A 14,807-nucleotide genomic window follows, 5' to 3' on the forward strand; every position below is an offset into this window, starting at 1 on the left:
CCGGCAACCAACTGGGAGTCCTGAGACATGAAGCTTGGAATCGACGCGCAGAAGCTGCCCGAGTTCCGCAAGCGCGGGCCCATGGCGAGCCTCGATCTGGTCCGGGACCTCGGGCTCGGCGGGATCTTCTTTCCCACCGCGCTCGACATGAGCCCGACCCTCGACGCGGGCTTTCTGCGCGAACTCCGGGCCAAAGCCGATGACCTCGGGCTCTATCTCGAAAGCGGGCTCGGCAAGATCAATCCCTACTGCAGCGCCGAGGCGCCGGAACTGCGCGCGGCGGGCGGCGGGGACATCATCGCGGGGCTCATCCGCATGATGGAGGCGAGCGTCGCGATCGGCTGCGCGGAACTCTGGGTCTCGCCCGGCAACTTCAAGGCCGCCTATCGCGGCCGGCTCGCCGTCGACCGGTTCCGCACCGACGTGACCTGGGACGAGCAGCTTCTGGCGATCGAGAAGGTCCTGAAAAAGCTCGCGCCGGCGGCGCGCGCGAACGGCGTTCACATGAACGTCGAGACCCACGACGAGATCACCTCCTTCGAGATCCTGCGGCTGATCGAGGCGGTCGGGGAGGATTGCGTCGGCGCGGTCTTCGACACCGCGAACATGGTCCAGCGGGGCGAGCATCCGGTCTGGGCGGCGAAGCGGCTCGCGCCGCATATCCGTCAGACCCATGTCAAGGACGCGCTCGTCGCCCGCGCGCCCGGCGGCCTCGATTTCCAGCCCCGGACCGTCGGCACCGGCGTGGTCGATTTCACCGCGATCCTGCCGATTCTCGCGGGAGTGAATCCGGATCTGACGCTGTCGCTCGAGATCGCGCAGTCGACGGCGGACAACCGGCGCCAGGCGAACCCCCGCCAGTGCATCGAGATCGACGATCCGGTCTGGCGGGCCGGGCACCCGGACCTGACGCCGGAGGAGCTGGATGCCTATTTCGCCATGGTCGACGCCATCGAGGCGCGTATCGCCGCGGGCGAGGTAGAGAGCTGGGAAAGCTACGAGACGAGCCGCTACGGCTATCCGACCTACGAGCATCAGTCCTACGGCTTCGGCGAGGCGGTCGCGCTCATTCGCGACTCCGCGCGCCATATCGAGGAGGTCTGCGCGGAGCGGGGGCTTCCGCTCACGCGCCAGCGGCAGCCCGAGAAAATGGCCTAGCCGGGGTTCACCACCCAAAACGGTCTTCGCAGAACCGGGCCGGCGCCTTCCGCGAAACGGAAGGCGCCGGCCTTTTCAGCTGACCTTGGCCGACATCCGCTCGAGGATCGCGAGGAGGCCGCCCTCCTCCGTGGAGGCCGCCCGGAAGACGATGCCGGCCTCCATGTCATCGAGATGCACCGCCATCGCGCGGCGCGCGCCCGCGAGGTCGCCACGCTCCAGATGCGACAGGATCGCCTCGTGGTGCGCCGTGCCGCAGGAGCAGGCCGTGGCGCGCTCGTAGAGCGCGTTGACGAGCGACAAGCGCGCGAGAATGTTCTCGAGCATGCGGTTCAGCACCGTGTTTCCGGTGAACTCGGCCAGCAGATAATGAAAATCCCCGGCGATCCGCTTCTTCGCGGCGCGGTCATGGCCGGCGTGCACCTGGTTCTCGTGGGCGATCGTCCGCGCGAGCTGGCTGACCTGCTTCGGTCCGAGCTTGCCCTTCAGCGCGTCCATCACCGCGATCTCGAGCACCCGCCGCGTCGCGAGCAGGTTGCGCGCCTCCGCCTCGCCCGGCGTCGCCACGAAGGAGCCGTGGTTGCGACGACGCTCGGCCAGGCTCTGCTGCGCCAGCATCGAGAGCGCCCCGCGAACCACCGTGCGCGACGTCCGGAAGTGACGGGCGATGGTCTCCTCGACGAGCTTGTCGCCCGGCTTCAGTTCGCCCTCGAAGATGGCCGCGCGCAATGTCGCGCAAATATCTTCGCAAATGTCGTCACTGTGAATCGGGGCTTCTTTCATCGCGAATCGCGCCATATCTGGAATCATCCACTTGCGCAGATGTACCTTGGCGACGCCTTTCGCCGCAAGCCGAAGCCGCGCTCGCTGCCGCAGGTTTCGACAAGTATGGACAGACTCTGCACAGGATATGATCATCCTTTATGCGGATAAAGTTTCGAATATCATTTCGCATTGATTTGCGATCAGAAGGCCGTCAAGCCTCGACTCAACCGAGGACGATGGAATGGCGAGGACAGGACAGCGGATATGACCGAGACGGGACTTTGGATCAGCGACGTCAATCACAGCTACGAGGGCAAACAGGTCCTCCACGGCGTGAACTTCAACGTTCCGGCGGGCAAGGTCGTCGCGCTGCTGGGGCCGAGCGGTTGCGGCAAGTCCACGATCCTGCGCGCGATCGCCGGCCTGATCGTGCCGGACCAGGGCCGCATCACCCTCGACGGGCGCGACCTCACCCGCGTCGCCGTGCGTGACCGCAAGCTCGGCATGGTGTTCCAGAACTTCGCGCTCTTCTCGCACATGACCGTGGCCGAGAACATCGCCTACGGCCTCGCCGGGCTCCCGAAGGCGGAGCGGGTGGCGCGGGTCGAGCGGCTGCTCGATCTCGTGCGGCTCCGGCCCTTCGCGGCCCGCTTCCCGCCCCGGCTCTCGGGCGGGCAGCAGCAGCGCGTCGCGGTGGCGCGGGCGCTGGCGACCGACCCGGCCGCGCTCCTGATGGACGAACCCTTCGGCGCGCTCGACCGCGCGCTCCGTTCGGAGCTGCAGGCCGAGCTCGTGCGGATGCAGGAGGACGTCGGGATCACCACCGTCATGGTCACCCATGACCAGGAGGAGGCGCAGGCCGTGGCCGAGCAGCTCGTCGTGATGAACGAGGGGCGCGTCGAACAGGTCGGCTCCCCCGAGGAGATCTACGACAATCCCGCGAGCCTTTTCGTCAATGGATTCATCGGCCATGCCAACCGGATCCCGGCGACCGTGACCGGTCCCTCCCGGCTCAAGGCGCGCGACGAGACCGAGCTGGGGTTCAACCGCGCGCTGAACTTCCGGCCGGGGAGCGAGATCGTCGTCACCTGCCGCCCCGAGGACCTGGCGCTCTCCACCCGGCCGGAGCAGGGCGCCTTCGCAGCGCGCTTCGACCGCGCGGTGATGATGGGACCGCTCCTGAACATCGAGGCGACCCTGCCCGAGGGCAGCCAGTTCAAGGCGCAGGTGCCGCGCGACGGCACAGCGCGCCCGGACCGGGGCCAGACCATCTGGCTCCGACCCAACCCCGCCCGCCTGCAAGTCTTTCCCGCACCCCAAGCCTGATTGGAACCGAGATGACCTTCAACCTCTCCCGCCGCGCCTTCACCCTCACCGCGCTCTCGGCGCTCGCCGCCCCGGCGCTGATCAGCCCGACCAAGGCGCTCGCCCAGTCCGGCCGGGTCGTCGCCGCGACCTTCCCCGGCACCTGGGAAGACGCATACCGGACGATCCTGACCCCTATGGTCAAGGAAGCCGGCTACGACCTCACGATCGCGCCCGCGCTCGCCCAGGACCAGATCGCCAAGCTGATGGCGAGCCCGGGCCAGCCGCCCTATGACGCGCTGCTCGTCTCGCCGGGCCAGTCGGCGATCCTGATCGAGGCCGGGCTGATCGAGAAGATCGACCCGACCAAGCTCAAGAACTGGGACAAGCTCGCCCCGATGGCCCAGAATGAATGGGGTCCCTACGTCACCGTCGAGGTCAACGGCATCGCTTACAACCCCGAAGTCGTCGAGAAGCCCTCGGGCTACAAGGCGCTCTTCGAGGATCCGCAATACGCGGGTCAGGTCGCGCAGATCGGCTTTGGCTCCAACACCGCGACGATGGCCTGGACGGAGATCAACAAGCTCTACGGCGGCACCTACGACAACATGCAGCCGGTTTTCGACCTCATCAAGGACCACCTCAAGGACCTGATCATCGCGACCTCCGGTTCGAACCAGATGACGATGTACCAGCAGGGCGAAGTAGCCGTCTTCATGGCTTCGACCGGCAACGTCGCGAAGCTCAAGGAGCTCGGGATGCCGGCCGAATTCGCCCACCCGGAAAGCGGCTCCCCGGCGGTCCCGGTCTCGATCCATCTCGTCAAGGGCGCGAGCGATCCGGACGCGGTCTACGCCTACATGGACGCGGCGATCTCCGCGGCGGCGCAGACCCAGCTCGGTGAGGCGCCGACCGCGATGATCCCGACCAACACCGAGGTGCCGTTCTCCTCCGTCGTCGCGGAATACGTGACGCCCGAGCAGCTGGCGGCGGCGGTCTATCCGGACTGGGCGGCGATCAACAAGCACCGCGCCGAATGGACCGAGACCTTCGACCGCATCGTCTCCCAGTAAGCCGGAGAGGGAGGACAGCACCGATGATCCGCAAAGACACACTCCTGGCCTGGCCCATGATCGCCTTCATGGTGCTGTTCTTCCTCGCGCCGCTCCTGCTCCTCCTCGGCATCAGCCTGAGGGGAGCGGAGGGCGGCTGGGGGATCGGGAACTTCGTCGCCTTCCTCGACGACCCCTTCGAGCGCGGCGTGCTGGTCCGCACGCTGCTGCTCGGGGCCAAGGTGACGGGGCTCGTGAGCCTGCTCGCGCTGCCGCTCGTCATGCTCTACTGGCACGCGGGGCCGAGGCTGCGCGGCGTGATCCTCGTCTGCGCGCTCCTGCCGATGCTGACGGCGAACGTGGTGCGCACCTTCGCCTGGGTGGTGATCCTCGGCCGCAACGGCCCGATCAGCCAGACGATGCTCGCGCTCGGCCTCGTCGACCGGCCGTTCTCGCTGCTCTACACCGAGATGGGGCTCATCATGGCGCTGGCGCAGATCGAGCTTCCGCTCCTGCTCCTGCCGGTCTTCTCGGTCCTGAACCGCGCCGACCGCGCCACTCTCGACGCCGCCGAGGTGCTCGGCGCCGGTCGCTGGCGCGCCTGGTTCAGCGCGATCTTCCCGCAGATCATCCCCGCGGTCCTCGCCGGATGGGTGCTGGTCTTCGCCTCCGCCACCACCTCCTACGTGACGCAGAGCGTCATCGGCGGCGCGCGGCTCATCTACCTGCCGCGGTTCGTCTATCGCGAGGTCGGCGTGCTCTTCCAGTGGCCCTCCGCCGCCGCGATCTCGATCCTTCTGCTGATCTCCACCGGTATCATCATGCTCGGGCTCACCATGCTCGCCAGACACGAAAGGCTCCGCGCCCATGGCTGACACCGCTCTCATCCCCGCCGAGCGCGCCCGCCCTGACCTCGGCGCCATCCTCTACTGGGGTTTCGTCTGGGGCGCCGGGATCCTCGTCCTCATCTACCTGATCGGCCCGATCCTGCTCGCGCTGCTCATGTCCTTCAACTCTGGCACCACGCTCGCCTTCCCGCCGAAGGGCCTGTCGCTGCGCTGGTACGCGGCGCTGCTCGATCCCGTCCAGTCCGAGCCGATCCACACGGCGGCGAAGAACTCCTTCGAGATCGCGCTCTGCGTCGTGGTCATGGTGACGCTGATCACCGCCCCCGCCGCCTGGGCGCTCGCCCGAGCCCCGCGCAAGATGGTGAACGCGGTCGAGCCGATCCTGCTCGCGCCCTTGGTGCTCCCGAGCCTCGTCTACGCGCTCGCGGCGCTCCTCGCGCTCAGCCTGCTCGGTCTCGGGCCGTCGTTCATCGCAGTCCTGATCGGACACAGCGCCGTCTTCGCCCCGCTCATGTTCCGTACCGTGCTCGGCCTCGCCCAGCGGATGAACCCCGCGCTCGAGGAAGCCTCGGCGACGCTCGGCGCCTCCCGCGCGCGGACCTTCCTGCGCGTCAGCCTGCCCGGGATCGCCCCCGGCATCCTCGCCGGCGCCTTCTTCGTCTTCATGCAGTCGCTCGACAATGTCTCGGTGACCCTCTTCCTCGGCGAGCCTGGACGCACGATGCTGCCGCTCCGTCTCTTCGCGATGCTCGAGGAAAGTCTCGACGGACGTGTGGCGGCGGTCTCGGGCCTGCTGATCCTCGCCGCGGCGCTGCTCATGTTCACGCTGCGACGCTTCACCGGCCGCGCCGCGCGCTGAACCTCGAACCAACAAGAAAAAGGATGCTCCGATGACCACCCTGACCGCCAGCCGGCCCCGTTCGATCGAGACCCTTCTGGGAGACTTCGCGCCTGATTTCGATTTCGTCCCGGCGCCGCCGATCCCGGTCGCGGAATACGCGGAGCGGATGCGCAAGGTGAAGCGCGAGGGCGTCTCGGCGGGCCTCGACGCGCTGATCGTCCACAGCGACACAGTCGGCTGGTTCCACGCCTCGAACCATTACCTGCGCTATCTCTGCGACTGGATGCGCGAGGGCGTGCTCATCATCCCGATGGACGAGGACAAGGCGCCGGTGCTCGTCTCCTTCTTCACCCAGTCGGTGATCCTGCCCCCGGGGGGCGAGCCGGTCGGGGTGGAGCGGATCCTCCAGGTCGGCGCCGTCGGGCGCGAATACGCCGACATCCCCGGCGACAGCGGCGTGAAGACGATCCAGGCGGTGACGAAGGTCCTCGCCGAGTTCGGCCTCTCGCGGGGCAGTATCGGGATCATCGGTGACAAGCGCTCGGCGCCCTTCAAGGCGGCGCTCGCGGGGGCGATGACGGGGGCGCGATTCTCCGACCAGCACGCGATCATCGACCGGACGCAGCGGATCCGCAGCGCCGCCGAAATCGCCGTGACCCGGACCGCGGCGCAGCTCATCAGCATCGCGACCCAGGCGGCCTATCACGTCGCGCGGCCGGGCGTGACGGACTACGAGATCTTCGCCGCCTTCACGATGGCGCAGATGGCGCGCGGCGGCGAGACCGGCGACGGCTACCAGATCGGCGCCAACGAATGGGGCACGCATTGCGGCAAGCCCTACGGCCGGGTGATCCGGAGGGGCGACCTCATCAACCTCTATGTTTCGAATGTCACCTACCAGGGCTATACCGCGCAGACCGCGCGCATGATCGCCATGGGTACGCCAACCGAACGGCAGGAACTGGTGCTCGACGCCTGCGCGCGCGGCGTGAAGGCGGCGGAGAAGCTGATCCGCCCCGGCGCCACCTTCCGCGACATCAACAACGCGGCCTTTATTCCCTACATCGAGGCTGGGCTGATCAAGGATTCCGAGGCGCGCACCATGCCCTACAACTGGAGCACCGCCGAGGACGGCGGCTTCCGCGAACTGCCGGTCCAGTACGTTCCCGACGCTGACTACGAGGCGCAAGGGAGGCGGTTGACGCACGTCTATCCGGCGACGCCAGGCCCGCACAATCCGAACCTCGGTCACGCGGTGGGGATGGCGGGCGGGCAGAACGCCTATAACATCTCCTCGCACAATTACGACCGGCTGGAGGAGGGAATGATCTTCGTGCTGCACACCCAGTGGCTCGAGCCGATGTCGGCGGGCTGCAACATCGGCGACCTCTATCTCGTCACCGCCGACGGATTCGAGAACCTGAGCCGGCACACGCCGCTCGAAACCCACCGCGTCGCCGTCTGAAATCCGGGAAGCGCCGATGAACAAGACCCTGATCCTCTCCCGCTCGCAGGTGGAAGGCCTCGTGACCATGGCCGAGGTCATCGAGGCGGTGGAAGCCGCCCATGCCGACATGTCGCGCGGCACCGCCGCCCAGCCCGCGCCGGGCGCGATATCGCTCCCCTCCGGGACCGGCGCCTTCCTGACCATGACGGCGCTCGCCGACCGCCAGGGGCTCGCCGCCGTCAAGCTTCTCGCCGACATCCCCGACAACGCCGCCCGCCGCCTGCCGACGCAGCGCTCGGTGCTGATGCTGGTCTCGAAGGAGACCGGCGCCTGCGAGGGGATCATCCACGGCCAGATCCCGACGCGCATCCGCACCGCCGCCGCGAGCGCCGTCGCGACCCGTCACCTCGCGCGGGAGGACAGCCGCGTGCTCGGCCTGATCGGCGCCGGGGACCTCGCCGTCGAACATGTGAGGGCGCTGACCCACGTCCGCCCCTTCGAACGCGTCGTCTTCTGGACCCGCAACCCCGAGACCGCCGCGCGCTTCGCGGGCCGGATCGCCGAGGCGCATCCGGGCCTCGAAGTCGCCGCCATGGCGACGCCGCGCGACGTCTTCGCGGAAGCCGACGTCGTCTCGACCCTCACCCCCTCGCGCGAGCCGGTGGTCGAGGGGGCCTGGTTCCGGCCGGGCCAGCACGTGAACGCCGTCGGCGCGCCACCGAGACCCGATCACCGCGAGATCGACGCCGCCGGGATGGCCCGCGCGCGGGTCTTTCTCGACAGCCGGGAGACCGCGACGCATGAATCGGGCGACCTGCTGCTCGCGATCGCCGAGGGTGCGCTCGCCGCGGCCGACGTGGGACCCGAGATCGGCGACGTCATCACCGGCGTGGCCCCCGGCCGGACCTCACCCGCGGAGATCACCCTCTACAACTCGGTCGGGATCGCGATGCAGGACGTCGCCATCGGCGCCCTGCTTCTTGCGCGGGCCCGCGCGGAGGGAGTGGGTCTCGAGATCGACCTCGCGGGATAGGCGCGCGACCGGAAGGGCCGGCCATGCATGATCCCGCCCCTGAAACGCGCTCTGCCATCCGGCCGCATCCGTGCGTGGTGCCGGTCGGGTTGACGGGCTGCTCCAAGTCGGGCATCGGCAGCGCGGCTGGCGTCCCTGCGCGGGATACCGTTCCACGACTTCGACGTCGATGCCGCGGCGGCCGCCGGCATGCCGGGAACGGACATCTTCACCTCCTTGGGTGAGCGAGCCTTCCGGAGCGCCTCGTCATCTTCTGGGAGCGCGTCCGCGCCCGCCCAGGCCGACCGCTCCTGAAGGTCGACGAGTTGCGCGCCGATCAGGCCGATCTCCCTTCGGCGCCGGATCCCGATGTACGTCCAAGGCCGACACAGTGGTGGGCAGTCGGCGCGAGTCCGATGCATCGGAAGTCGCTTGAGCGACCTTGAGGGCGACCTGTCTCTCACCGCTCCGCCGGGAGCGAAATGACCGCCCTCGTTGTCGTCATGAGCTGAGGCCGTTGGCCCCAAGGACAGCGCGGGACCCCGCGGTGCAACAATGACCTCATTCTGATCGGCGTCTTTGGGCCGCTCGCGATAAGCTGGTCGCACGCGTCGGCTTGATGAAGTCGATGCCGGAAAAGTCTCTTTCGTTGCCTGAACCCGAGCAAGGCGAATGGCAAATGCTGGATGCTGCTCCGCGCTCCCGAAGGCGGTCCGGCGCCGTGAGCAAGGCGCCGGACGCGGGGAGCCTGCTCCCCGCGCCGAACGGGCTGATTTGGGACCCGCGTGGGTTCAGTTGGTCGCAGGCGCGATGCCGAGCGTTCGCGCCGCCGTCGCCCACCTCCGGCGCTCGTTCGAGAGATAGGTGGCGTAGCCCTCCGGACCGGTCACCCGCACCGTCTGGCCCGAGGCTTCGAGGCGCTGCCGGAGGGCGGGATCATCGGCGGCGGCGCGGAAATCGCGGGCGAGTTGCTCGCGCCGCTCCGAGGTGATGCCGCGCCAGCCGAAGGCGCCGAGCACGCCCTCCATGGCGAGATCGGGGTAGCCGGCCTCGGCGACCGTCGGGACATCCGGGAAGCTGGGAGCCCGGGCGTCATTGGTGACGGCGATGAGCCGGATCTTGTCTTCGGAGGCGAGGCCGCGCGCGGGCGCCAGCGGCACCAGCGCGATCTGGATGACGCCCGATGCCAGATCGGCGATCATCTCCGGTCCGACACCCTTGTAGGGAACATGCGTCATCTCGATCCCCGAACTCCGCAGCAGTTCCCGGAACACCAGGTTCGGAGCACCCGGCGCGGAGGACCAGTTCAGCGCGCCCGGCCTGCTCCTGGCCACGGCGATCAGCTCATCGAGCGAGGCCGCGCCGAGCCCCGGCGTGACCGCGAACGCTACATGGTCGACGGTGAGGGCCGCGATCGGCATGAGGTCGACGTCCGGATCATAGGGCAGTTCCGCCCGCAGCGCCGGCGCGACCATCGACGGGCCCGACGGCGCCAGCATCAGCGCGGTGCCGGGATCGGCCCCCATGAAGGCTTTCACGGCCAGCGTTCCCTCGGCGCCCGGGACATTCTCGACCACCACACTCTGGTTCCAGCGCCGCCCCAGCCGGTCCGCGAAAACACGCGCCATCAGATCCGGCGCCGACCCCGGAAGGCCGGACGTGATGAAGGTGACGGCCCCCTCCGGCCAATCCTCGGCGGCCCTCGCGGTCCCGGAGGCGGCGATGAGCGCCGCCGCCAGGCAGGCAAGCTTGAGTGTCAGTCTGTTCATCCGATCCTCTCCTCCGCCTTGCGCGCGGGCTTCCGCCGCCCCGCTCCGGGACGGTCGTGGTCCGCGTTCGCCTCGATCACGCGCGCCATCAGGTCGGCGAGCTGTGAAACCTCCTGTTCCGAAAGCACCCGCAGCATCCGGGCCTGCGCGCCGAGCGCGAGCGGCGCGGCGCGCTCCCGCGTCTTCCTCCCCTCATCCGTCAGTTCGAGCAGCCAGGCCCTGCGGTCGTTCGGGTCCGGGCACCGGCGCACCAGTCCGCGGTTCTGCAGGGCATCGATGATCTGACCCGCCGACGCGGGGTCGAGCCCGCGCGCCTCCGCCAAGGCCCTCTGTCGCATCCCGGGCGACCGGCCGATGCTCACCAGCATGCCGTAGGCCGCGGCGTCGAGGCCGACCGGCCTCAGCGCCTCACCCAGCATGGAGACGTGGACGCGGTGAAACCGCCGGGCGAGATGTCCGGGCACCCGCGCCCGCATCGGCACGAGCGCTTCGGGACAATTCGATTCTCGCAGTTCCGGGCGGTCTTCGGATGTCATGGGGAGCAGTCCCATATCGTATGAAAACATATCATATATAAACTTATTATATGGATTCTGCAAGCGTGGTCGGAACGGCGGTGATACGCTCCGCCGTCGTTTCCGCGCGCGAGAGGAGCCAGCGAGATGTCCGCGAAGGCCGGGGAGAGCGAAGCGGCGGAGAACGCTCCGGCGCGAAAGGCCGCAGGAAGCGCGTCCGGCCTTTCGCGCGGGGAGGTGGCGCGCGGCCTCGCGCTGGTCGGTCTCGCCGCCGTCGGTCTTTGCGCCGCCGCGCCGCTGCCGGGAGTGGAGGGGCTCAGCCTTGGCGCTGGAACGATGCCGCGGATCTACGCCACGCTGCTCGGGCTGGCCGGCCTGGCGATGATGGCGCGCAAGAGGAGATGCGCGCCGGAACGGGTTTCGCGACCGCCGTCGCGGTTGACAGGCCTCTTCGTCCTGGCGGTCCTCGCGTTCGCCGTACTCGTGAAGGGCGCGGATGTCGCGGTGGCCGGACACATCCTCCATATTCCGCGACTGGGGCTGGCCGGCGCGGTCTTCACCGCGTTCTGCTTGGCCGTCGTGGCCGATCGGCAGTCCTCCTGGCGCTCCGGAATCCTGGCCGGAGCCGCCATCGCCGGCGCCAGCGTGCTGCTCTTCACAGGGCTTCTGCGCCTTCCGCTGCCCGCGTGGCCAGCGGTGCCCTGAGCCATGCCGGAGTTCGCCGCGCATCTCTGGCTTGGGCTCACCGTCGCGGCGGCTCCGACGAACCTCGCGTTCTGCTGCGTTGGCGCGTTGCTTGGCACGATCGTCGGGATCCTTCCCGGGATCGGCGCCGTGGCGACCGTTGCCATGCTGTTGCCGATGACGTTCGGCCTGCCTCCCTCGGGCGCGCTGATCATGCTGGCGGGTATCTACTACGGGGCGCAGTACGGCGGATCGACCACCGCGATCCTGTTCAACATTCCGGGCGAGCCCACGGCCATACCCTCGGCCCTGGACGGCCATCAGCTCGCGCGGCGGGGCCGGGCCGGGCCCGCGCTGTTCATCGCCGCGCTGGGATCCTTTGTCGGGGGCACCGTCGCGACCTTCCTGGTAGCGGCGCTGGCGGCGCCTCTGGCCCTCGCCGCCCTGCTGTTCGGTCCCATGGAATATGTCTCGCTCATGGTGCTTGGACTCATCATGGCCGTCATGATGGCGCCGACCCCGATGCTGAACGGCGCCGCCGCCGTACTCTGCGGCCTTTTGCTCTCGACCGTCGGCCTCGACCTCGAGTCGGGACTTCCCAGGATGACGCTCGGGGTCGGCGGTCTCGAGACCGGCATCGGCTTCGTGAGCCTCGCGACGGGGCTGTTCGGCTTCGCCGAGATCCTGCGGATCCTGCGGGATCGGCCGGTCCCGACGCCCGAAACCGGGCCGACCGGCCGCCCGATCCCTTCGCGCGCGGACCTGCGCGAGGCCGCGCCGGCGATCGGGCGCGGCACCGCCGTCGGCGCGGTGGTCGGCCTGCTGCCGGGAAGCGGGGCGCTCACGGCTTCCTTCGCCGCCTACGCGCTGGAAAAGGCCATCTCGCGCGATCCCGCGCGTTTCGGGCGCGGATCGCCGCGGGGACTCGCCGCGGCCGAAAGCGCCAACAACGCCGCCGCGCAGACCTCTTTCATCCCGATGCTGTCGCTGGGTATTCCGCCGAACGCCATCATGGCGATGATGATCGGCGCGCTCGCGCTTCATGGCATCGTTCCCGGGCCGCGGATCGTCGCGGAACAGCCCGAGCTCTTCTGGGGCCTGATCGCCTCGATGTGGATCGGCAACGTCCTGCTGCTGGTGCTCAATCTTCCGCTTGTCGGGCTCTGGATCCGCCTGCTCCGCGCGCCGCGCCACCTGCTCTATCCCGCGATCCTCGTCTTCTGCTGCGTCGGCATCCTCGGCGTCCGGGGCTCGGCCCTCGACGTGGTGGCGGCGGCGGCCTTTGGCGTCGCGGGGGACTGGATGAGGCGACATGATCTTCCGTCGGGGCCGCTCCTGCTGGCCTTCGTCCTCGGGCCGATGCTCGAGGACAATCTCAGGCGGGCGGTCATCGTGGCGCGGGGCGAGATCGCGAATGTCGCGGACAGGCCGCTGAGCGTGATCCTGCTCGCGCTGGCGGCCGGCCTGCTGGTCGCCGCCGCCTTCCGGAGGTGAAGCGCCGGCGCCTGAAGGACGGCCCGGTCGCTTCGGTGCCGGGCATGGCGGCCAATGCGTCGTCACCACCGCCCCAGGCTGCTCGGCGGCGCTCGACCGGGGCGCCGCGGACTTCCGGGAGCAGGAAGGGTCGCTCCGGACCGGCCACGAGCAAGCGATGGACGCGGCCGGCCCAGGCGGATCCCCGCGCCTTCAGCCTGCGACGACTTCGAACTCGGCCGTGTCGATGGTGAACGAGCCGTCCGGCTCGATCTCGAAATGCGCGGCGATCTCCCGCGAAGCCCCCGTCTGAAGCGACCGGATCGCGGCCTGATGCGCCGGGGAGGTCCGCATGCGCTCGATCCAGACCGGATAGTCCATCCTGAGCCGCCGCGTCCGCGCGTGTTGCGACGCGAAGCCCGCGCGCGCCAGCGCCGCCTGCCATTCGGCGATGGTGTAGTCGCGCACATGCGACGGATCGCGCAGCAGTTCCACCGCCTGCAGATGCGTGTCGAGCGCCGCCGGGCCCGGCGAGACGACGTCGATGAAGACGGCCGTGCATCCGGGTTTCAGGACGCGCCGCGCCCGCCGCAGGCCGGCCTCGAAATCCCGCCAGTGATGCGCCGAGAAGCGGCAGGCGAGGAAATCGAACGTGGCATCCTCGAAGGGCAGTTCCTCCGCCGCCGCCGCCCGGGTCGCGACATTGGCGAGGCCACGCTCCCGGGCACCCCGCGCCACGGCCGCGAGCATCTCCGCGGAGAGATCGACCGCTGTCACCGCGGCGGCGTGGCGGGCGAGACGGTAGGCGACGTGGCCGCCGCCGCATCCGAGGTCGAGCGCGTGGCGGGGCTTGCGCTCCGCCGCGAGGCGTCCGACCGCGTCGAGATCCTCGCCCTCGGCGTGGACGGCGCTGCGCGCATAGGCTTCGGCGCGCGGGCCGAACTGGTCCTGAACGACGCTGTCATGGGGTCGGGTCATGGGATCCTCCTTCCCGACGCGACCTGCCCGTTTCATTAACCGGGTACAATGGACAAGTTTATCCTATTATAATCGGTCTCATGCAGGGCGAGGAACAGCGGAGACTGCTCGGGCGCTTCATCCGGTCCCACCGGGAGCGGTTGCGGCCGGACGCGCCGACGGGCCGGCGCCGCACACCGGGGCTCCGCCGCGAGGAGCTGGCGGCGCGCGCGGGGCTCAGCGTCACCTGGTGCGCCTGGATCGAACAGGGCCGCGACATCGGCGCCTCGCCCGCGGCCCTGGCGCGGCTCGCGGCGGCGCTGGCGCTCACGCCGGCCGAGCGGGCGTATCTCTTCGAACTCGCCGGACGCCGGGATCCCGAGGCGCCCGCGCCCGGGACGCTCCCCGAGGCGCCGGGCTCGGTGCGCGCGCTGGTCGCGGCGGTCGCGCATCCGGCCTACGGGCTCGACCGGTTCTGGACCGCGCGCTGCTGGAACCCGGCGGCGGCGGACCTGTTCGCGGGCTGGCTCGGACCGGGACGGGAGCGGAACCTGCTGCGCTACACCTTCACCGATCCTTCGGCGCGCGATCTGCTGCCTGACTGGGAGGACCGCGCGCGCCGGCTGCTGGCCGAGTTCCGGGCGGACTACGGACGCGCGCTCCACGATCCGGACATGGCGCCGCTGGTCGATCGGCTGCGGGCGGAGTCGGATCTGTTCGCCCGTGCCTGGGACGAGCAGGGCGTCGCGGCGCGGGAAGGCGGGCCGCGCGGGTTCCGGCATCCGGTCCGGGGCCTCCTCGCCTATGAGCAATACACGTTCAGCCCGCTCGAACGCCCCGACTACAAGCTCGTCACGCTCTGGCCGGTGGTCGCCGCTGCCTGAAACCGCGACGGTGACGGCCTGATCGGGGAAAATGCTGTCCCATGCGCTGAAGGGCTGGTTGGCGGCGATGGCGAGGCTCCTGGTCTCGTAGCGCCGG

The 14,807-nt window shown here is 69.4% G+C and carries 14 protein-coding genes; 10 read left to right on the plus strand and 4 right to left on the minus strand.

The window, feature by feature from the left end:
- Positions 1 to 27: 27 nt before the first annotated feature.
- Positions 28 to 1,158, plus strand: coding sequence for a sugar phosphate isomerase/epimerase family protein (locus FJM51_RS18805; RefSeq protein ID WP_140455676.1), 1,131 nt, complete (start codon positions 28 to 30; stop codon positions 1,156 to 1,158).
- A 75-nt stretch (positions 1,159 to 1,233) separates the two neighbouring features.
- On the opposite strand, the gene FJM51_RS18810 is transcribed toward FJM51_RS18805, so the two are convergent.
- Positions 1,234 to 2,076, minus strand: a complete 843-nt coding sequence (locus FJM51_RS18810; protein ID WP_140455677.1) for a GntR family transcriptional regulator — start codon at positions 2,074 to 2,076, stop codon at positions 1,234 to 1,236.
- Between the two features lie 111 nt (positions 2,077 to 2,187).
- Here FJM51_RS18810 and FJM51_RS18815 point away from each other — a divergent pair, with 111 nt between their 5' ends.
- The 6 genes from FJM51_RS18815 to FJM51_RS18840 are packed head-to-tail and all read left to right on the plus strand — an operon-like array spanning position 2,188 to position 8,449.
- Positions 2,188 to 3,249, plus strand: a complete 1,062-nt coding sequence (locus FJM51_RS18815; RefSeq protein WP_140455678.1) for an ABC transporter ATP-binding protein — start codon at positions 2,188 to 2,190, stop codon at positions 3,247 to 3,249.
- 11 nt (positions 3,250 to 3,260) lie between these two features.
- Positions 3,261 to 4,301, plus strand: coding sequence for an extracellular solute-binding protein (locus tag FJM51_RS18820; protein WP_140455679.1), 1,041 nt, complete (start codon positions 3,261 to 3,263; stop codon positions 4,299 to 4,301).
- Between the two features lie 23 nt (positions 4,302 to 4,324).
- Positions 4,325 to 5,155 carry an ABC transporter permease gene (locus FJM51_RS18825; protein ID WP_140455680.1) on the plus strand — a complete coding sequence of 277 codons (831 nt, stop codon included), beginning with the start codon at positions 4,325 to 4,327 and terminating at the stop codon, positions 5,153 to 5,155.
- Positions 5,148 to 5,987, plus strand: a complete 840-nt coding sequence (locus tag FJM51_RS18830) for an ABC transporter permease (protein WP_140455681.1) — start codon at positions 5,148 to 5,150, stop codon at positions 5,985 to 5,987. Before FJM51_RS18825 ends, FJM51_RS18830 begins: the two co-directional genes overlap by 8 nt.
- Positions 5,988 to 6,018: 31 nt before the next feature.
- Entirely contained in the window at positions 6,019 to 7,434 is a 1,416-nt protein-coding gene (locus FJM51_RS18835) for a M24 family metallopeptidase (protein ID WP_140455682.1), read from the plus strand.
- 16 nt (positions 7,435 to 7,450) lie between these two features.
- The gene (locus FJM51_RS18840) at positions 7,451 to 8,449 is read left to right on the plus strand and encodes an ornithine cyclodeaminase family protein (protein ID WP_140455683.1); all 999 of its coding nucleotides are present in this window, start codon (positions 7,451 to 7,453) and stop codon (positions 8,447 to 8,449) included.
- A gap of 770 nt (positions 8,450 to 9,219) precedes the next feature.
- Here FJM51_RS18840 and FJM51_RS18845 read toward each other — a convergent pair.
- Positions 9,220 to 10,197, minus strand: coding sequence for a Bug family tripartite tricarboxylate transporter substrate binding protein (locus tag FJM51_RS18845; RefSeq protein WP_140455684.1), 978 nt, complete (start codon positions 10,195 to 10,197; stop codon positions 9,220 to 9,222).
- The gene (locus FJM51_RS18850) at positions 10,194 to 10,733 is read right to left on the minus strand and encodes a MarR family winged helix-turn-helix transcriptional regulator (RefSeq protein ID WP_181164636.1); all 540 of its coding nucleotides are present in this window, start codon (positions 10,731 to 10,733) and stop codon (positions 10,194 to 10,196) included. The genes FJM51_RS18845 and FJM51_RS18850 overlap by 4 nt, the downstream gene beginning before the upstream one ends.
- Before the next feature lie 126 nt (positions 10,734 to 10,859).
- Here FJM51_RS18850 and FJM51_RS18855 point away from each other — a divergent pair, with 126 nt between their 5' ends.
- Together FJM51_RS18855 and FJM51_RS18860 are read left to right on the plus strand one after the other, a co-directional pair.
- A complete protein-coding gene (locus FJM51_RS18855) occupies positions 10,860 to 11,417 on the plus strand; it encodes a tripartite tricarboxylate transporter TctB family protein (RefSeq protein ID WP_140455686.1) in 558 nt (185 codons plus the stop codon).
- Positions 11,418 to 11,420: 3 nt separating this feature from the next.
- Positions 11,421 to 12,890 carry a tripartite tricarboxylate transporter permease gene (locus FJM51_RS18860; protein ID WP_140455687.1) on the plus strand — a complete coding sequence of 490 codons (1,470 nt, stop codon included), beginning with the start codon at positions 11,421 to 11,423 and terminating at the stop codon, positions 12,888 to 12,890.
- A gap of 192 nt (positions 12,891 to 13,082) precedes the next feature.
- Here FJM51_RS18860 and FJM51_RS18865 read toward each other — a convergent pair whose 3' ends face one another.
- The gene (locus FJM51_RS18865; RefSeq protein ID WP_140455688.1) at positions 13,083 to 13,847 is read right to left on the minus strand and encodes a class I SAM-dependent methyltransferase; all 765 of its coding nucleotides are present in this window, start codon (positions 13,845 to 13,847) and stop codon (positions 13,083 to 13,085) included.
- A gap of 80 nt (positions 13,848 to 13,927) precedes the next feature.
- Here FJM51_RS18865 and FJM51_RS18870 point away from each other — a divergent pair, with 80 nt between their 5' ends.
- The gene (locus tag FJM51_RS18870; RefSeq protein WP_140455689.1) at positions 13,928 to 14,710 is read left to right on the plus strand and encodes an MmyB family transcriptional regulator; all 783 of its coding nucleotides are present in this window, start codon (positions 13,928 to 13,930) and stop codon (positions 14,708 to 14,710) included.
- Positions 14,711 to 14,807: the final 97 nt, after the last annotated feature.

Source organism: Amaricoccus solimangrovi, assembly GCF_006385685.1.
Classification (GTDB): Bacteria; Pseudomonadota; Alphaproteobacteria; order Rhodobacterales; family Rhodobacteraceae; genus Amaricoccus; species Amaricoccus solimangrovi.